Source organism: Mucilaginibacter pankratovii (assembly GCF_014773265.1).
Lineage (GTDB): Bacteria > Bacteroidota > Bacteroidia > Sphingobacteriales > Sphingobacteriaceae > Mucilaginibacter > Mucilaginibacter pankratovii.
Genome location: NZ_JACWMY010000003.1, coordinates 348,635 through 365,770 on the forward strand (window position 1 = coordinate 348,635; position 17,136 = coordinate 365,770).

15 protein-coding genes are annotated in these 17,136 nt (G+C 47.6%); 6 read left to right on the forward strand and 9 right to left on the reverse strand.

The features are described 5' to 3' along the window. The first annotated feature begins 100 nt into the window (after positions 1-100). Positions 101-1,630 (forward strand): serine hydrolase, encoded by a 1,530-nt coding sequence (locus IDJ77_RS07300; protein ID WP_191188281.1) that lies wholly within the window; start codon positions 101-103, stop codon positions 1,628-1,630. Positions 1,631-1,797: 167 nt separating this feature from the next. On the opposite strand, the gene IDJ77_RS07305 is transcribed toward IDJ77_RS07300, so the two are convergent. The 7 genes from IDJ77_RS07305 to IDJ77_RS07335 all read right to left on the reverse strand — a co-directional run bounded on the left by IDJ77_RS07305 (position 1,798) and on the right by IDJ77_RS07335 (position 8,805). Beyond that, positions 1,798-2,112 (reverse strand): low molecular weight protein tyrosine phosphatase family protein, encoded by a 315-nt coding sequence (locus tag IDJ77_RS07305; RefSeq protein ID WP_191188282.1) that lies wholly within the window; start codon positions 2,110-2,112, stop codon positions 1,798-1,800. Between the two features lie 4 nt (positions 2,113-2,116). Continuing rightward, positions 2,117-2,980 (reverse strand): hypothetical protein, encoded by an 864-nt coding sequence (locus IDJ77_RS07310; protein ID WP_191188283.1) that lies wholly within the window; start codon positions 2,978-2,980, stop codon positions 2,117-2,119. A 24-nt stretch (positions 2,981-3,004) separates the two neighbouring features. Then, a complete protein-coding gene (locus tag IDJ77_RS07315) occupies positions 3,005-3,664 on the reverse strand; it encodes a hypothetical protein (RefSeq protein WP_191188284.1) in 660 nt (219 codons plus the stop codon). Between the two features lies 1 nt (position 3,665). Next, entirely contained in the window at positions 3,666-4,976 is a 1,311-nt protein-coding gene (locus IDJ77_RS07320; RefSeq protein WP_191188285.1) for an amidohydrolase, read from the reverse strand. 471 nt (positions 4,977-5,447) lie between these two features. Further along, positions 5,448-5,915, reverse strand: coding sequence for an FKBP-type peptidyl-prolyl cis-trans isomerase (locus IDJ77_RS07325; RefSeq protein ID WP_191188286.1), 468 nt, complete (start codon positions 5,913-5,915; stop codon positions 5,448-5,450). A 21-nt stretch (positions 5,916-5,936) separates the two neighbouring features. Then, positions 5,937-7,691, reverse strand: coding sequence for an aspartate--tRNA ligase (gene aspS, locus IDJ77_RS07330; protein WP_191188287.1), 1,755 nt, complete (start codon positions 7,689-7,691; stop codon positions 5,937-5,939). Between the two features lie 55 nt (positions 7,692-7,746). Next, positions 7,747-8,805, reverse strand: coding sequence for an acyltransferase family protein (locus IDJ77_RS07335; protein WP_191188288.1), 1,059 nt, complete (start codon positions 8,803-8,805; stop codon positions 7,747-7,749). Positions 8,806-9,203: 398 nt separating this feature from the next. Between IDJ77_RS07335 and IDJ77_RS07340 the strand changes: the two genes are divergently transcribed. The 5 genes from IDJ77_RS07340 (at position 9,204) to IDJ77_RS07360 (ending at position 15,884) form a co-directional block, all read left to right on the forward strand. Further along, a complete protein-coding gene (locus IDJ77_RS07340; protein ID WP_224751001.1) occupies positions 9,204-11,648 on the forward strand; it encodes a TonB-dependent receptor in 2,445 nt (814 codons plus the stop codon). Between the two features lie 4 nt (positions 11,649-11,652). Continuing rightward, positions 11,653-12,273 carry a nicotinamide riboside transporter PnuC gene (pnuC, locus tag IDJ77_RS07345; RefSeq protein ID WP_191188289.1) on the forward strand — a complete coding sequence of 207 codons (621 nt, stop codon included), beginning with the start codon at positions 11,653-11,655 and terminating at the stop codon, positions 12,271-12,273. 1 nt (position 12,274) lies between these two features. Beyond that, positions 12,275-13,363 carry an acyl-CoA dehydrogenase family protein gene (locus IDJ77_RS07350; RefSeq protein ID WP_191188290.1) on the forward strand — a complete coding sequence of 363 codons (1,089 nt, stop codon included), beginning with the start codon at positions 12,275-12,277 and terminating at the stop codon, positions 13,361-13,363. A 112-nt stretch (positions 13,364-13,475) separates the two neighbouring features. Next, entirely contained in the window at positions 13,476-15,140 is a 1,665-nt protein-coding gene (pafA, locus tag IDJ77_RS07355) for an alkaline phosphatase PafA (RefSeq protein WP_191188291.1), read from the forward strand. Positions 15,141-15,260: 120 nt separating this feature from the next. Further along, positions 15,261-15,884 (forward strand): thiamine phosphate synthase, encoded by a 624-nt coding sequence (locus tag IDJ77_RS07360; RefSeq protein WP_191188292.1) that lies wholly within the window; start codon positions 15,261-15,263, stop codon positions 15,882-15,884. A 112-nt stretch (positions 15,885-15,996) separates the two neighbouring features. Here IDJ77_RS07360 and IDJ77_RS07365 read toward each other — a convergent pair whose 3' ends face one another. Together IDJ77_RS07365 and IDJ77_RS07370 are read right to left on the reverse strand one after the other, a co-directional pair. Continuing rightward, positions 15,997-16,482 carry a nuclear transport factor 2 family protein gene (locus IDJ77_RS07365; protein ID WP_191188293.1) on the reverse strand — a complete coding sequence of 162 codons (486 nt, stop codon included), beginning with the start codon at positions 16,480-16,482 and terminating at the stop codon, positions 15,997-15,999. An 89-nt stretch (positions 16,483-16,571) separates the two neighbouring features. After that, positions 16,572-17,108, reverse strand: a complete 537-nt coding sequence (locus IDJ77_RS07370; protein ID WP_191188294.1) for a GNAT family N-acetyltransferase — start codon at positions 17,106-17,108, stop codon at positions 16,572-16,574. Positions 17,109-17,136 lie beyond the last annotated feature (28 nt).

Here is a 17,136-nt window from a genome sequence, read left to right on the forward strand (position 1 = left end):
AGATTAAACGTTTGCAGGCAATATTTGTTAACAAAACAACGCCCCGGTAAATTTTGCGTTAAATTAGCATTTTAAAGCCTTTAAATTAATATCCGTTCTGATGAAAAAAATATGCCTGCTTGTTTTAAGCTTTTTTGCCCTTTTTACGGCCAACGCCCAAAATACCGACCGCAGTAAATTCCTGAAAGATAGCCTGGATAGCTACATCAACCGGGCGCTGACCAACTGGCGAATACCCGGCGCGGCTGTTTGCATTGTAAAGGACGGCAAGATAGTTTTGATGAAAGGCTACGGCATAAAGGAGCTTGGGCTGATGAACAAGGTGGACGAGAACACCCTGTTTATGATAGGCAGCAATACCAAGGCGTTTACCGCCACTGCGCTGGCCATGCTGCAGGCCGATAAAAGACTTTCGCTGGATGAAAAGGTGACCAAATACATCCCCGAGTTTAAGCTGGATAACAAAGCCGCAGGGGAGTTAACCATTATAAAAGATCTGCTTTGCCACCGGCTGGGCTTCCGTACCTTCCAGGGCGATTTTACTTTTTATAACACCAACCTTGCCCGTTACGAGGTGATAGACAGGCTGGGCAAAATGAAGGCCACATATCCCTTCCGTACCACGTGGGGCTATACCAACGCGGCCTTTTTAACCGCCGGGGAAATTATCCCGAGGGTAATAGGCAAGCCCTGGGAAGTTTATTTAAAAGAAAGCATTTTTGCGCCGCTGGGCATGGGTAACACCCTGGCCTTAAGTGCCGATATGCCAAAGGCCCTTAACCGCACCGTGCCGCATACATTGGTTGATAACCGGCTAACAGCCATCCCCTATGCGGCTATAGATGGACTGGCGCCTGCTGGTTCGATCAGTTCATCGGTAAATGACCTGGGTAAATGGGTAACGGCCCTGCTGAATGATGGCAAGGTGGGCAACCGGCAGGTTATCGCATCGGCTGCTATACAGGCCACCAGACAGCCACAGGATATTGTAGGCAGCGTAAAACACCTCAACGGCGAAACCAATTATGAACTGTATGGCCTGGGCTGGCAGATACAGGATTACTCGGGCCACCGCATTTTTATGCACAGCGGCGGGGTAAATGGTTACCTTACCTCGGTTACGCTGGTGCCGCAGGATAAGCTGGGCATTATCGTATTGACCAATACCGACCAGAATGAGTTGTACGATGCCCTGCGCTGGGAAATAATGGATGCTTACTTTAAACAGAAGTTTCGTAACTACAGCGAAGTTTACCTGTCGCAGTATAAGGCCGCTGCTACCAGGCAATTACTAACCGACCGCAAGCTGCGCGATACCGTTGCCCTGGCACCAAAGCCCAAATTATCGCTTAACGATTATACCGGGAAATACACCAACGATTTTTATGGCAACATGAATATTACCGCAGGCGAGAACGGACTGTTGGAAATGCGTTTTGAACACCATCCCAAAATGTACGCCAAGCTACAGGCCCTGGGCGGCAACCGTTTCTACGTAACCTTTAGCGACCCTACCCTGGGCAAGGCGGTGTTCCCTTTTTACGTAACCAACAACAAGGTAACCGGCGTTAGGGTTAAGGTAGCCGATTTTATAGAGTATAACCCTTACGATTTTAAGAAAGTGGATTGATGAAAAATAAAAAAATGTCATTTCGAACGAGCGATAGCGAGGAGAAATCTTATGCGGTTTGCTATAACCGCTATACTTTTCCGCCCTGCATATACGATTTGCATTGTGTATAAGATTTCTCCCTCGCTATCGCTTGGTTCGAAATGACACCGTGGTATTGGTTTTCCTTACAAGTACTCCGCTAAGCTCGCTTGCAATATCTCCTCCAGTTCCGGGTCGTTAAACTGATAAAGGTCTTCAATATCAAGCACCGTAAGTGCCCGGCCATTAAGCCGGAAGTTCTGTTTAACAATATCGCGGTGCTTGTATTCCATCACGAAGATCTCGTCTGCCCAGTCTACCATTTTTTGGCTTAGGCGTACCCTTGCCTTATCGCTTGTGCCTGCCGAGCGGGCCTGGTGCAGCGGGTGGTTTTTAAAAAGCAGTTCGGCCGTTGGGCTGCGCCATTGGTTTTTACTGCAGATAAAAAGGAGGTTGGGCAAAATATTATTGTTTATCAGGGTGCCGTGTTTTTTGGTCGCTGTAAATCCGGTCCCATGCCTGTTTGGTCAGTACAACAAGATTATCCTTTTCACAATCCCATATCGAAACATATTGTTTCGACATTACATAGGCTTGCTTCAGGTTGTTCTCCTTTTCATAAAGCATTAATGTGCAAATATCTGTAGCGCTCATTATTTCATCTTTACCGGGAATGTGCGAATGAAAGATTGCTTTTACGTCATTGTTTTTGGTATCTGTTGATATTAGGCTATTATGTATTCTTTTTATGGACGAAATTTCGTTTTTGCTGTTTACATTAAGTAGATAATCATTTCCAAATGCAACAACATTCAATGCGGTGGGTGCTGTAAGGATATAAATTCTTTTCAATCCGTTATTGATAAATGGGATAACGTTAAAATTTGTGTTATTGTACCGCTTAAATGTTGTATCGGTATTAAGAGCTTTGAACGCGGCCTTTCGTAATGTAAACAGGTCCTGCTCTACCGGGTTTAATAGCCTTGCAACGGTATCTAACCGGTAGTTTTTCTCGTTAAAATCTTTGCCGAAGGTTATCACCCCAATAGTAACGGGTTTATCGCCCTTGGTATAAAATACATTAATAAGATTGGTTGGTGTTTCGTACGATACGTAGCCGCCTAACTGGCTCTGTTTATCTTTGTACTTTTCCAGGAAAATATCCGTGCCATGCCACGACGCCCATTCCGAGCGATACAAGGCTTTGCCTTCGGCCATAACGCTGTCTGTTAGCTGGTCTATTTCGGCACGTTCGGGTTCTTTGTCCTGGGCAATTGCAGCTGTGATAAAAGAAAAAAACAGGAGTACTATCACCGTGAATTTTAACATAATTGGGTTAGGTTGTGGTGTAATTTATAATGAACGGTTTATTCGCATAAATATAGCCACTAAAAGCCCTGCTATGGCCAGGTAAAATATTCGCCGGCCATGCGCACGGTCGGCTTCTGTATAGCCAAATACCTGTTCGCCGTTGGGTAAAGTTTTTTTATGATTGGCTAAATGCCAGCCAATGAACAATCCCAGCAGGCCGCCAAACACGGCACAGGCATAGCCCAATACTATCCAAACAGTTTGCGGCGGTTCCGGTTGCTTCAATTCCGCAATCCTGCCATCCACCAGTTCCGAGATTTTTTCTTCGCTTAGTTCCACCCCGCGTTCCTTCAATATTTGTTGCGCAAGTTGGTAATCAAAGGCGCTCCATTCATTGCGTTTTGCTATCAGGTCAAGCAGTTCTTCGTTTGTGAAAGCAAATAAGTAATGCTCCGGCTCTACATCCGCAATTCCCGTTTGCTCTTCGTTGCTAACGGCCACATCTGCTGGCAGGAAATCTTCGGGAGCAATTTTAACAATATACTCAATATTTAACTCATTATTGAGCGCCAGCAGCGGATTGGCGCTTGCTGTAGCTTGCTCCACTTCGTAGGCAATGTCATGTTTCTCCAGTATATCAACCAGCGCATCGGCCAGGGCTGCATCGTTAAATTTTTGATAAGTGATCAATTCGTCAGCCATGTTATTTGCTTTTAGGCGAAGCCATATAATCCAGCGTTAAATTACATAAAGCTTTTACCCCAAGGGTAAAGCCGCTTTCATCCAGATAAAAATCGGGTGTGTGGTGCGATGGCGCGGTTATCGAGTTACCGCCTTTCGGCATCCCGCCTAAAAAGAAAAATAGTCCGGGTACCTTTTGCTGAAAAAAGCTGAAATCTTCGGCACCGGTTACGGGCGGGCGCAGCATTACGTTTTCTTTGCCGGCAGCCGCTTCTAACGATGGCAGCATTTTGGCAGTGAGGGCAACATCATTAAAGGTAACCGGGTAGTGGTTGCTGTAGGGCAGCATCACCTCGGCTGTTGCGCCGTATGCTTCGGCTGTTTTGGTGGCTATGCGGCGTACGTTATCGGTAACCAGTTTTTCATCGTATTCGGTAAAGTAGCGCACGGTGCCCTGCATTTTTACGCTTTCGGGGATGATATTAAACCGGGAGCCGCCCTGGATCACACCAATGGTAACCACAGCCGGGTTTTCGGTAACGTTTACGTTGCGGCTTACAATACTTTGCAGGCTGCTGATAATTTGTGCCGATACCACCACCGGGTCGATACTGCTCCAGGGGTATGCGCCATGTGCCGAGCGGCCTTTTACGGTGATTTGCAGATCGCTTACGCCTGCCATGGTGCCGCCCGGGCGATAAACAATTTTACCTACTTCGGTTTGTGAATTGATATGCAGCCCGAAGATGACATCTACCTTCGGGTTCTCCAGCACGCCCTCTTTCACCATTTGCTCCGCTCCGCCTTTTTCACCTGCGGGTGCACCTTCCTCGGCAGGCTGAAAGATGAATTTTACCGTTCCACGCAGGTCTTTCTGCATCCCGGCCAGCACCTCGGCAACACCCATCAGGATGGCCATGTGCGAATCGTGTCCGCAGGCATGCATTACGCCAACTTCGTTACCGTTATACTGTGTTTTTACTTTTGAGGCGAAGGGGAGCGGAACACGCTCGGTAACCGGCAGCGCATCCATATCGGCGCGCAGGGCCACAACAGGGCCGGGTTTGCCGCCCTTTAAGATCCCAACTACGCCTGTGGTGGCAATGCCGGTTTGTACCTCTATCCCCAATGATTTTAAATGTTTGGCGATAATGCCCGATGTGCGCACCTCGCGGTTACCCAGCTCCGGATGCTCGTGAAAATCACGTCGCCAGGCAATGATCTTATCCTGGAGGGCATCTGCTTTGGCACTGATGGCTTTATTGGATGCGCTGTTTTGCGCACTTACTGATAGCGAGACAGCGGTTAAGGCAAGTAGGAGGAGTTTTTTCATTTGGGATGGGTTTGGTAATTTTTCTAAATATAAATATTTGCTGGAGAAATAATGGCCGGTGTTTAAAGTGCTAAAATATGCCAACACCCTGTATATGCACCGGGTTGCCATCCCGTTTTGGCTGTTACAAGCGTATTTATTCGCACTAAATTGCACAATCGTCACGAAGCTAACAGCCGGTAATAATTAACTGACAGGCAAAAATGATCCGATATTTATGTAAACCCTGTAAGATTTTAATAGCTTGATTATTAGGTGTTTGGGTTGTTAGCACATTGAATTGTGTAAACTTTTGTAAACTTTTTTATCGCAACAGCAGGAGTGGTTTTTTAAGTTAAGAGAAATTGTGGCTGGTAATCCCTCTGTTATACCGAAAGGCATGATAGAGAAAGGGGCCTTTGGCGATCCACCCAAAACAAAAAAAAGCGCCCTGTTATCACAAGGCGCTTTCCGATATAATTTTTATTGAATTTAGTTAGTGACGCTTAGCAGGTCGATAGTAAATACCAGTACCGAATTTGCAGGGATGCCCGCGCCCGGAGAACTGTTGCCATAAGCTAAAGCTGATGGTACGATCAGCAGCATGCGGCCGCCTGGTTTTAAAAAGGGGATACCTTTTTGCCAGCCTTGTATAAAGCCACTTAGCGGGTACGTAGTGCCCGTGCCTTTATCAAATTGCGACCCATCTAACAACTTACCCACATAGTTTACCGTAACGGTTGATGACAGCGTGGGATTTGTGCCTGTGCCGGGGGTGATGATCTGGTAATAAACACCCGATGCATCTTTTGTGGCGGTAATACTTGGGTTAGCCGTAAGAAAAGCCTGGATAGCAGCTTCGTCTTTAACCGCTTGTGCCGCTGCATCAAATTTCGCTTCTTTTTTACAGGCCGAACAGCCAATTATCAATAAACTAAGGACTAATAGATATCTTTTCATATACAAGGGTAACGGCGGAAATTAAGATAATGATACAGTTGTTTTTATTTTTAGTTCGTTCATCTGCGTATCGGCGATGGTTGATGGCGAATCTATCATTACATCGCGGCCCGAATTGTTCTTAGGGAAAGCGATCACATCGCGGATAGAATCCAGGCCGGCGAAGATAGAGGTAAGCCTATCAAACCCGAAGGCGATACCGCCGTGCGGAGGTGCGCCGTATTCAAAGGCATCCATTAAAAAGCCGAATTGTTTCTGCGCTTCTTCCGGCGAGAAGCCAAGATGTTTAAACATCAGTGATTGCAAGGCCCTGTCGTGGATACGGATACTGCCGCCGCCGATTTCGGTACCGTTTATCACCAAATCGTATGCATTGGCGCGTACGTTTTTAGGGTCGGTATCCAGCATGGCAATATCCTCCGGCTTCGGCGAAGTAAAGGGGTGGTGCATGGCATGGTAACGCTCAGTTTCTTCGTCCCATTCCAGCAGCGGGAAATCCAATACCCAAAGCGGCGCGAATTTATTTTTATCACGTAAGCCTAAACGGCCGCCAATTTCCAGGCGTAATTCGTTCAGTTGCTTGCGTACTTTATCTGTCGAGCCGGCCAGGATCAATATTAAGTCACCTTTTTCTGTTTGGAAAGCAGCGCTCCATTTGGCCAGTTCTTCTTCGTTGTAAAATTTATCTACCGATGATTTAATGCTGCCGTCTTCGTTGTGGCGGGCATAAATTAAGCCGGTAGCGCCAATTTGCGGGCGTTTCATCCACTCGGTCAATTCGTCAATCTGCTTGCGGGTATAACCGGCGCAGCCTTTTGCGTTGATGCCTACGACAAGCTCTGCATTATCAAAAATGCCGAAGCCTTTGCCTTTAACCACATCGTTCAATTCCACAAATTCCATCCCAAAACGGGTATCGGGTTTATCAGAACCGTATAAACGCATCGCATCGGCGTATTGCATGCGCGGGAAATCGCCAAGCTCTAAGCCTTTCACGTTGCGGAACAGATGGCGGGTAAGGCCTTCAAAAATATTCAGGATATCTTCCTGGGTGATGAACGACATCTCACAGTCTATCTGGGTAAACTCCGGCTGGCGGTCGGCGCGCAGGTCCTCATCCCTAAAGCATTTCACTATCTGGAAGTAACGGTCGAACCCGCTCACCATCAATAATTGTTTAAAGGTTTGCGGCGATTGCGGCAGGGCGTAAAACTCGCCCGGGTTCATGCGGCTTGGCACCACAAAGTCGCGCGCACCTTCGGGAGTAGATTTGATCAGCACCGGGGTTTCCACCTCTATAAAATCCAAACCATCCAGGTACTTGCGGATCTCCTGCGCCATTTTGTGGCGAAGCACCAGGTTGTTGCGGATAGGGTTACGGCGCAGATCCAGGTAGCGGTATTTGGCGCGCAGCTCTTCGCCGCCGTCGGTTTCGTCCTCTATCAGGAATGGAGGTATCTTGGCGGCGTTCAAAATTTCCAGTTCGGTAACGGTAATTTCAATTTCGCCGGTAGCAATTTTGGTGTTTTTGTTAGAACGCTCTACCACTTTGCCGGTAACCTTTATGACAAACTCGCGGCCCAACTGGCGGCCGGCTTCGCGCAGGTCGGCATCGGTATCGGTATTTAAAACAAGCTGGGTAAGGCCGTAGCGGTCGCGTACGTCAATAAAAGTGGTACCGCCCAAGTCGCGCGATTTTTGCACCCATCCGCAAAGGGTAACGGTTTCCCCTAAATTGCTGATATTTAATTGCCCGCAGGTATGTGTTCTAAGCATAATTCCTTTTTAAAAAGTTTGCAAAAGTACATTTTTGGGGCGAAAGGAGAAAGGTTTAAGGTATTTTAACCGATGGGCGGCTTTTTAATTTTAAGGCAGGCTTTTCAACAAAGTACCATGATAGGGCGGCCAGCCCCAACGCGGGTATGTAGGCCATAAAAAAAACACCGGTAATACTGATGCCGGGTATTTTTGCTACGACCAGTTGCTGTATAGGGAAAGCGTAGATGTACAGCCCATAAGAGAGGTCGCCCAACTTGTGAAAACCCTTTACCTGCAACCTGGGGTGGTAAGCAAATATGAATACACCATATACCAGCGTGATGTTATAAACCCACATCAACATGGGCAGTTTAAAATAAAAAAACGCGATGCTGGTTAATAGCAAACCGCAAAACAGCGGGATGCTGATGATAATATAACGGCAAAAAAAATAACAAAAAGCGCCAAGCCCAAATAACACTGCCCAGGAAAGCACCCAGTGCATATACCCGGCATCATAAGTAATACCGGCAAAAAAAACAAGCACAGCAATTAACACCGGTAGTGCTTTAAGGATTGTGTTGAATTGTTTTTTCCAGATAAGCAGGATAAGCCCCAAGGCTAATACAACCGCATAAAAAAGCAGTTCGGCGGCCAGTGTCCAAACCGGGTTATTGATAGCAGCCGGATAAGGGTTTTGCCCGAAAGTGCCCGGTAATACGTTGCTAAAATTGTGCAGGGTTGCAAGCCGCCATATAAAACGCAGCGTTACCCGGTTAAACAGGTACTCGCCTAAGGGAAGGGTGGTGCAGATAGGGCCGATAACCAAAGCGCAAAACAATACCGAGACGAACAATGCCGGAAATATCCTGAGCACACGCGCCCAAACAAAACTCCCCAGGGTGGGCTGGCTGTAAAGGCTTTTGGTGACCAGGTAGCCACTGATGGTAAAAAAAACCTTTACACCAACTTCGCCAAGGTCTGTAAACCCCACTGCATTAATAAGCGGCTCCCGGCCAAAAGCACCCGTAACCAGGTAAGCATGCGAAAAGATAACGAGCGTAGCGGCAATAAACCTGATCTGGTCGAAATTGTTGTCCCGGCCCCGGTCAAGTTGTTTAATGGTTATCATGCGTCACAAAGCTATAAATTACTTTAAGAGCCGGGGTTGAAAATGTCGTTTCACATCAAATCCGAAATCGAACATCCTAATTCCGAAATGATTCCTATATTTGCCCTATAATTCTCAAGGGGTGCCTTGCTTTGGTGTACTAAAAATAATCTGCAGGTTATTTTACCAAACTGAAAGACAGGCTGAGATCAAACCCATTGTTGTGAATAGTGAGTTGTAAATGGTGAGTTGTGAATGGTGAGTGAAAACTAACCACTGACTGCTAACTACTGACTACTAACCACTATCCAACATGCACCTGATCCGGGTAATGCCGGCGTAGGGAGAGGTAACAAGTTAAGTGTACTGCCGTTTTATCCCGGCGGCAGATGGTTTAACTCATTTTTGTTCAACACATTTTGAAAAATTTATTTGCGGCGCTCTTCGCCCTGCTGTTGCCTGTTTTGGCATCGGCCCAGTTTTCTATCAGCGGAAAAATCACCAATCAAGCCGGCGAAGCATTGCCCGGCGCAACAGTCACTCTTGTAAAACCGGCTCAAAGCACACAAGCCGATGTAAACGGTAATTATAGTCTGGGTACGTTTCCGGAAGGAAGCTATCTGTTAAAAGCGAGTTACGTAGGCTATCAAACACTTGCTAAAGTAGTAACTGCGCAAGTTAATCAACCGGTAAATTTTGTACTTAGCCGCAGCACATTCAGTGCCGAAGAAGTTGTAGTAACTGCCACCCGCGCGGGCCGCAATTCGCCAACGGCATTTACCAATTTAAGTAAGAAAGATCTGGAGAAAACCAACTTTGGGCAGGATCTGCCTTACATGCTCAACCAAACGCCATCCGTAGTAATTACTTCAGATGCGGGTGCGGGCATAGGTTATACCGGTATCCGCATCCGCGGGAGCGATGCAAGCCGGGTAAATGTTACCATCAATGGCATCCCGTATAACGATTCGGAAAGCCAGGGTTCCTATTTTGTCGACCTGCCCGATATCACCTCCTCTATCAACAACATCCAGGTGCAGCGTGGCGTAGGTACATCAACCAATGGCGCGGGCGCGTTCGGCGGCAGTATCAACATCCAAACCACCACCCGGCGTGATACGGGCTATGCCGATATTAACAACTCGGTAGGTTCTTACGGCTCGGTAAAAAACACCATCAACCTGGGTACAGGTTTGCTGGGTGGTAAATTCAGCGTAGATGGGCGCTTATCGCGCATTAAATCCGACGGGTATATCGACAGGGCTTCTTCGCAGCTGAAATCGTTTTTTGTGAGCGGCGCGTATTACGGCGCTAACAGCACGCTGCGGGCTAATATCTTCTCGGGTTACGAGCGTACTTACCAGGCCTGGAACGGCATCCCCGATTATATCATCAGCGATGAGAGCATCCCCAACCGCCGCCGTTACAACGAGTTGGGCCTGATGCCCGATGGCGCTTATTATAAAGACCAGGTAGATGATTATCTGCAAAACCACTACCAGTTACTGTATGATCAGAAACTATCTGATAAAGTTTCCTTTAGCGGTGCGCTGCATTATACAAAAGGCAAAGGCTATTACGAGGAATTTAAAACCGATGCCAAGGTTGCGGATTATGGCTTAACGCCGGTAGTTATCGGTGGAACCACCATCACCAATACCGACCTGGCCCGCCGCCGCTGGCTGGATAATGATTTTTACGGCGTTACCTACGCCTTAAAATACCTGCCGCAGGCTAACCTCAACTTTACGCTTGGCGGCGCCTACAACCGCTACTCCGGTGCGCATTTTGGCAATATTATTTATACCAAACAAAGCGCAGGGATCAGTCCTAACTATGAGTACTACCGCGACGATGCCAAAAAGAACGATTTTAACATCTTCGGCCGCGGTGAATGGAAAACCGGCAACACCACCGTATTTGCCGATATGCAATACCGCCGCATTTACTATTCTTTCTTAGGGTTCGACAGGAATTTGAACAATGTGCAGCAAAATGCTACGCTCAATTTCTTCAACCCTAAAGTTGGCGTTACCTACGAGTTCGACGCGCAGAATAATATCTACGCGTCCTTTGCCGTAGGCAACCACGAGCCCAACCGCGACGATTACACCAACAGCACCCCCGCCAGCAGACCCAAAGCAGAAAACCTAAAGGATTTTGAAGCGGGTTACCGCACCAGCACCGGCGTTTTTAAAGGCGGCATCAACCTGTTTTATATGCTGTATAAAAACCAGCTGATATTAACCGGCGCGTTAAATGATGTTGGCGCACAGATCCGCAATAACGTAAAGGACAGCTACCGCGCGGGTATAGAGCTGGATGGCCGGGTGAAAATCACTAAAGCGCTTAGCTGGGCGGCAACGGTAACCATCAGCACCAATAAGATCAAAAACTACGGTCAGTTTTTTAATAATTACGACGATGGCACCCAAGCATTCATCCTGCTGAAGAAAACCGATATCGCCTACTCGCCATCGTTCATCGCTTCCAGCGAGATCAGCCTTGCACCATTTAAGGGCGGCGAGATTGCGTTCATCAGCAAATATATAAGCAGGCAATATTTAGATAATACATCCAATACCAATCCTGTTGGGTTCCCCTCATCGGGCAATAACTCTTTTATCACCGATAGGCTGCTGAAAAGCTATTTTGTGAGCGATGTGAGGCTGCGGTACAATTTCAGCGTCCGGTCAGTTAAAAACATTGGCCTGGGCCTGCTGGTGAACAATATCTTCAGCAAAAAGTATGAAGCTAACGGCGCTACCTATCCCGATATTGAAGGCGGGCAGGTGGTTAACTATAACTACTACTTTCCGCAGGCAACGCGCAACTTCCTGGCATCTGTTAGCTTAAGTTTTTAGGCGGATGCAGAGCTGGCTAACGCTTTTTGTAGAACAACTAAAGGCTACAACCTGGCTGGAATGGACTGCCGTAATATTAGGCGTTGCCGAAGTACTGCTGGCGCGTGCTAATAAAGTGTGGCTATACCCAAGCGGTATAGCCGCCACTTTAATATCCATTTTTCTGCTGCTGGAGGTAGCGTTATATGCAGAGGTTTTGCTGAACGGCTACTACGTAGTGATGAGCGTTTACGGCTGGTACCACTGGGTGAAAAAGCGGGGGAAACCCGCTGTAAAAGTAGCCTACGCCAACAAGCGCGAATGGATAATTACCCTGCTTATTGTGTTTGTGGGCTGGGGTTTGCTGTATTTATTGCTGATAAATTTTACCAAATCTACCGTGCCGGTTTGGGATGCCTGGGTATCTTCTACGGCCTGGGCCGGTATGTGGCTGCTGGCCCGGCGTAAAATAGAGAACTGGGTGCTCTTAAATGTGAGTAACCTGTTTGCCATCCCGCTGCTTTACCATAAAAACCTGGTGATGTTTGCTGTGCTTACGCTGATACTATTTATCGTGGCCATTTTTGGTTATTACGACTGGCGCAAGATCATCAATAAAGAAAAATTAACCCTTGTTGCAAGCTGATATGACAGAACATCCATCAACCCATTTGCATCCCGGCTGGATAGAAACCATTCGCAGCCATGCCGCAGAGGCAGAAAAACTGGGTAAGCTGCACCCGGAACAGTTAAACCTGATCTATCAGCAGCAATGGTTTAACCTGCTTGCGCCTGCTGCTTATGGGGGATCAGAAACACCATTGCCGCAATTAATTGAAATTGAAGAAGCCCTTAGCTGGGCCGACGGCAGCCTGGGCTGGGTAGTAACACTATGCTGCGGTGCCGGCTGGTTTGGCGGCTTTTTGCAACCCGGCATTGCCGAAAGGGTTTATGCCGATACCGAAGCCTGTATTGCCGGCAGCGGCGCGGCAACGGGTACCGCTGATATTACCGGCGACGGCTATATCATTAACGGCAATTGGAAATATGCAAGCGGCGTACACCATGCCACGCACATTACTGTAAACTGCCTCATTACCAACAACGGCGAACCCGTGTTAGATGAGGATGGTGCACAGCTGATACTGCCATTTATTTTGAATAGTGCAGATGTAAAACTTTTGCCCGGCTGGAAATATATGGGCATGGTAGCCACAGGCAGCGATGCCTACGAGGTGAATAACCTTTACATTGATAAAAGCCGGTGTTTTAAAATTGACGCCGATGCAGCCGTGATCGATTCGCTGCTGTATACCTACCCCTTTTTACAACTGGCAGAAGCCACGCTCGCGGCAAATCTATCTGGCATGGCGGTTCATTTTATCGATCTTTGCGCGCCGGCCTTTGCGTATAAAGCCACAAACATCCGCCGCGTAAACGAGGCTAACGTTGCTGTGATGCATAATGCCCTCGCAGATGCAAGTAAAGAGCTCAACCAGGTACGACTTCGATTTTTTAAAGCTGTTGAGGTTTCCTGGGCAGAGCCAACTAATCAGGGGATGTTGAAGCAGGTAAGCCATGTAAGCCGCTTACTCGCCAAAACCGCACGCGAAAGTGTGGACTTGCTTTACCCATACTGCGGCTTACTTGCAGCATCTCCCGATACAGAAATTAACCGCGTGTGGCGCGATCTGCACACCGCCAGCCAACATGCGCTGCTTACTTTTATGGAGTAATCCTATTGCGAATGATCACAAACCGATATTGTCTTAACCATTACGTAACGCAAATATCACACGGATAATTCATATCATTGTTCATATTTGCGTTATTTAATTCTGCTATTGTATGAAATTCAGATCCCTGTTCTTTGCGGTATTTCTTGTCGCAACCGGTGCATCCGCCCAAAGTAAAAAAACAATAACCACCACATCAACCCTGCCGCGCCCCAAATTAGTAGTAGGGATAGTGGTTGACCAAATGCGCTGGGATTACCTCTACCGCTATTACGACCGCTATCAGGCAGGCGGCTTTAAAAGAATGCTTAACGAGGGTTTTACCTGCGAAAATACGCTTATTCCCTATATCCCAACGGTTACTGCTATAGGCCATTCAACGGTGTATACCGGTTCTGTTCCGTCTATCCACGGTATTGCCGGGAACGATTTCATTATACAGGCCACCGGCAAATCGATGTATTGTACAGATGATAGCACCGTTACTGCCGTAGGCAGCACATCCATAGCCGGCAAAATGTCGCCGCGTAACCTGCTGGCGAGCACCATTACCGATGAGTTGAAACTGGCAACAAACTTTCGCTCGAAGGTTATCGGCATAGCACTTAAAGATCGTGGCGGGATATTGCCGGCCGGCCATGCCGCTAATGCCGCCTATTGGTTTGATGATGCCAACGGCGCCTGGATAAGCAGTACTTATTACATGAAGGATCTGCCTGCCTGGGTAAAAGCTTTCAACGCCGGCAAGCCTGCCGAGAAATACTTAAAGCAGGATTGGAACACGCTGTATCCGCTGAATACTTATGTGCAAAGCGCTACAGATAACAGCCCCAGATACGAGGGCAAATTTAGCGGTGCCGAGGCCCCAACCTTCCCTATCAAAACATCAGAGTTGTACAAGGGGCGCATCGGGATGATCCGCAGTACGCCGTACGGCAACAGCCTTACGCTCGATTTGGCCAAGGCCGCCGTAGAAAACGAACAGCTGGGCAAAAATGTGGTGACCGATTTTTTAGCGGTGAGCTTATCTTCAACAGATTACGTTGGCCACCAGTTTGGTCCAAACTCTGTTGAGGCAGAAGACACTTACCTGCGCCTGGACAACGATCTGAGCGCATTTTTTACTTACCTGGATGCCAAAGTTGGGAAAGGAAATTATACGGTTTTCTTAACAGCCGATCATGGCGCGGCCCACAATCCGCAGTTTTTGATAGATCATAATATCCCCGCCGGTTATTGGGACGAAACGGCCGCGCGTACACAGCTGAATAAATTGTTAGAAGATAAATACAAGGCTAAAAACCTGGTTTTGGGCCTGAATAATTATCAGGTGAACTTTAACAATGCGCTGATTAGCAAGGAGGCCATCAGCGAAGAAGCACTGAAGGCCGATTGCATCGCTGCTTTGCAAAAGCAGGCAGGTGTGGCCTACGCGGTAGATATGCAAAAGGTGCAGGCTGCCAATATCCCGGAAGACCTGCGCACGCGGATCAGTAACGGTTATAACGTGGAACGCAGCGGCACTATCCAGATCATCCTGAAACCGGGTTGGTATGGTGGGCACGGCGGTACTGGTACCACACACGGCACCTGGAACCCTTACGATGCACATATCCCGCTGGTATTTATGGGCTGGGGTATTAAACACGGCAGCCTGGTACGCGAAACTCACATGACCGATATTGCCGCCACCCTCGCCGCTTTATTGCATATACAAGCACCAAGCGGAAACATTGGCGCACCAATTGGCGAAGTGCTGAAATGGTTTAAAGATTAGAGAAAGTCGGGAAGTCCGCAGTCCGGTAAGTCCGAAAGATAATGAGGATTCCTCCGCGGGATGAGAAGATAAATCCTATCTTTCCGACTTCCCGGACTTTCCGGCTTCCGGACTAATAACATGAGAAAATACATCTCCAAATTTCATTACCTCACACAGGATCTGCCGCATCGCAGCCACATCCAACAGGCGCAAATAGCCTGCGAAGCGGGTGCAAACTGGGTGCAGTATCGTTGCATGAGCAAAAGTGATGAGGAAATGATAATCGAGATCCACCAGATAGCTTCCATTTGCGACGACTGGGGCGCCACGCTCATCCTCGCCAACCACTATCACCTGTTGGATAAGGTGGATGCCCAGGGCGTACACATAGAGGACCTTGATGCCGATTTTGCCGCTATCCGCAAAGTGATAACAGATGAAAAAACCTTAGGCGCATCGGCCACCAATGTAGAGGCATTACTGCACGTACAAAACACCGGTATAGTAGATTATTGCGGCTATGGCCCCTTTGCACATACCGATACAAAACCAAACAATAAACCATTGCTGGGTTATAATGGCTATCGCGAGTTAGAAAAACAGCCGATAGAGATTCCCGTAATAGCCGTTGGCGGCGTACAATTGAAGGATGCGGAACCCCTTTTAGCAACCGGCATTTACGGTGTTGCCGTTTCTTCTGCCGTTAATTTATCCTTGGATCCCGGCGGGATGGTGAAGGAATTTTACAGGAAGATTTATTAACAAACCGTCATCCCGAATTTATTTCGGGGTCCCATCTGAAAGGTCCTCCGTGATGCTTATTCGCTACTATGCATGTGGGGTGGCTGAAACAGGTTCAGCATGACGAAAGAGGTTAAAACATCGGGTGCGCATTGGCCGATTTGGCAGGCACTTCCTGTATCACATCCCAATGTTCGGCTATCTTGCCGTTCTCTATCCTGAAAATATCAATCACAGAATTTACCTTATCGCCCATTTTACTCTTCAGGTGGATGTACACCAGGTCGCCATCAGCGCTGAGGTGCTGGATATCTATTTTGGTTTTTGGCGCGCCTTTAAACCAAACGGTAGCACCCTGGCGTAAAGCTTCCTTACCATCGGGTAAGCCGGGGTTATGCTGAATGTAATTATCCGCTAAATATTTATCCAATGCGCCAATATTTTTATCGCCAAAAAATTCCTGGTAAAATTCGGCTACCATCTTTTTATTCAGCGAAAGTTGTGTAGCCCGCTTACTCAGCGAATCGGCAGTTGTTTTTGCCGTGTTCGCGCTCTGGTTACCGCAGGAAATGATAGCGAACGAAGCCAAAATAAGCAGGGTTGGGATGATTTTTTTCATGGTTAAATATAACGAATTAATAGGTATGGTAGAGACGCGATACTTCGCGTCTTAATGATCATGTCATGTACAGGGGATAAATGTGCTCATCAAATATCTTGTTGGGTCGACGCAGGCGGATAGGCCATATAAATATGCTCGTCCAACACGTGGCCGTTTTTAAAGACGGCTCCTTTTAAAATTCCCTGTTTGATAAAGCCAGTTTTTTCCAGCACCCGCATTGATGTTGGATTATAGCTGAAAACCCCGGCCTGCAGGCAGATAATGTCAAAAGTTTGGAAGGCGTATTGCGTAACCAAGCCGGCGGCTTCGCTCATGATACCACGCCCCCAATAGGGCTCGCCAAGCCAATAACCAAACAGCGGCGACCGGGTAAACACATCGTCGCGAAATGTGAGGCCGATAGTACCGGCAAACTCGCCATCGATATCTATTACAAAAGTTTTAGGGGGCTGCTCGTTTATATTGATGCCGATAAAAAACTCCGCATCTTCCATAGTGTATGGCGATGGAAAACGATTGTAAAGGTTCGCGGCAATTTTGGGGTTATCAGCCAGGCGCTGTAAAGCCGGAGCATCGCTCAAGCGCCAATTTCGCAGTGTAAATCCTGTGCCTTTTATTTCCATTTGTAACAATCCAATCGTTAAAAATAGT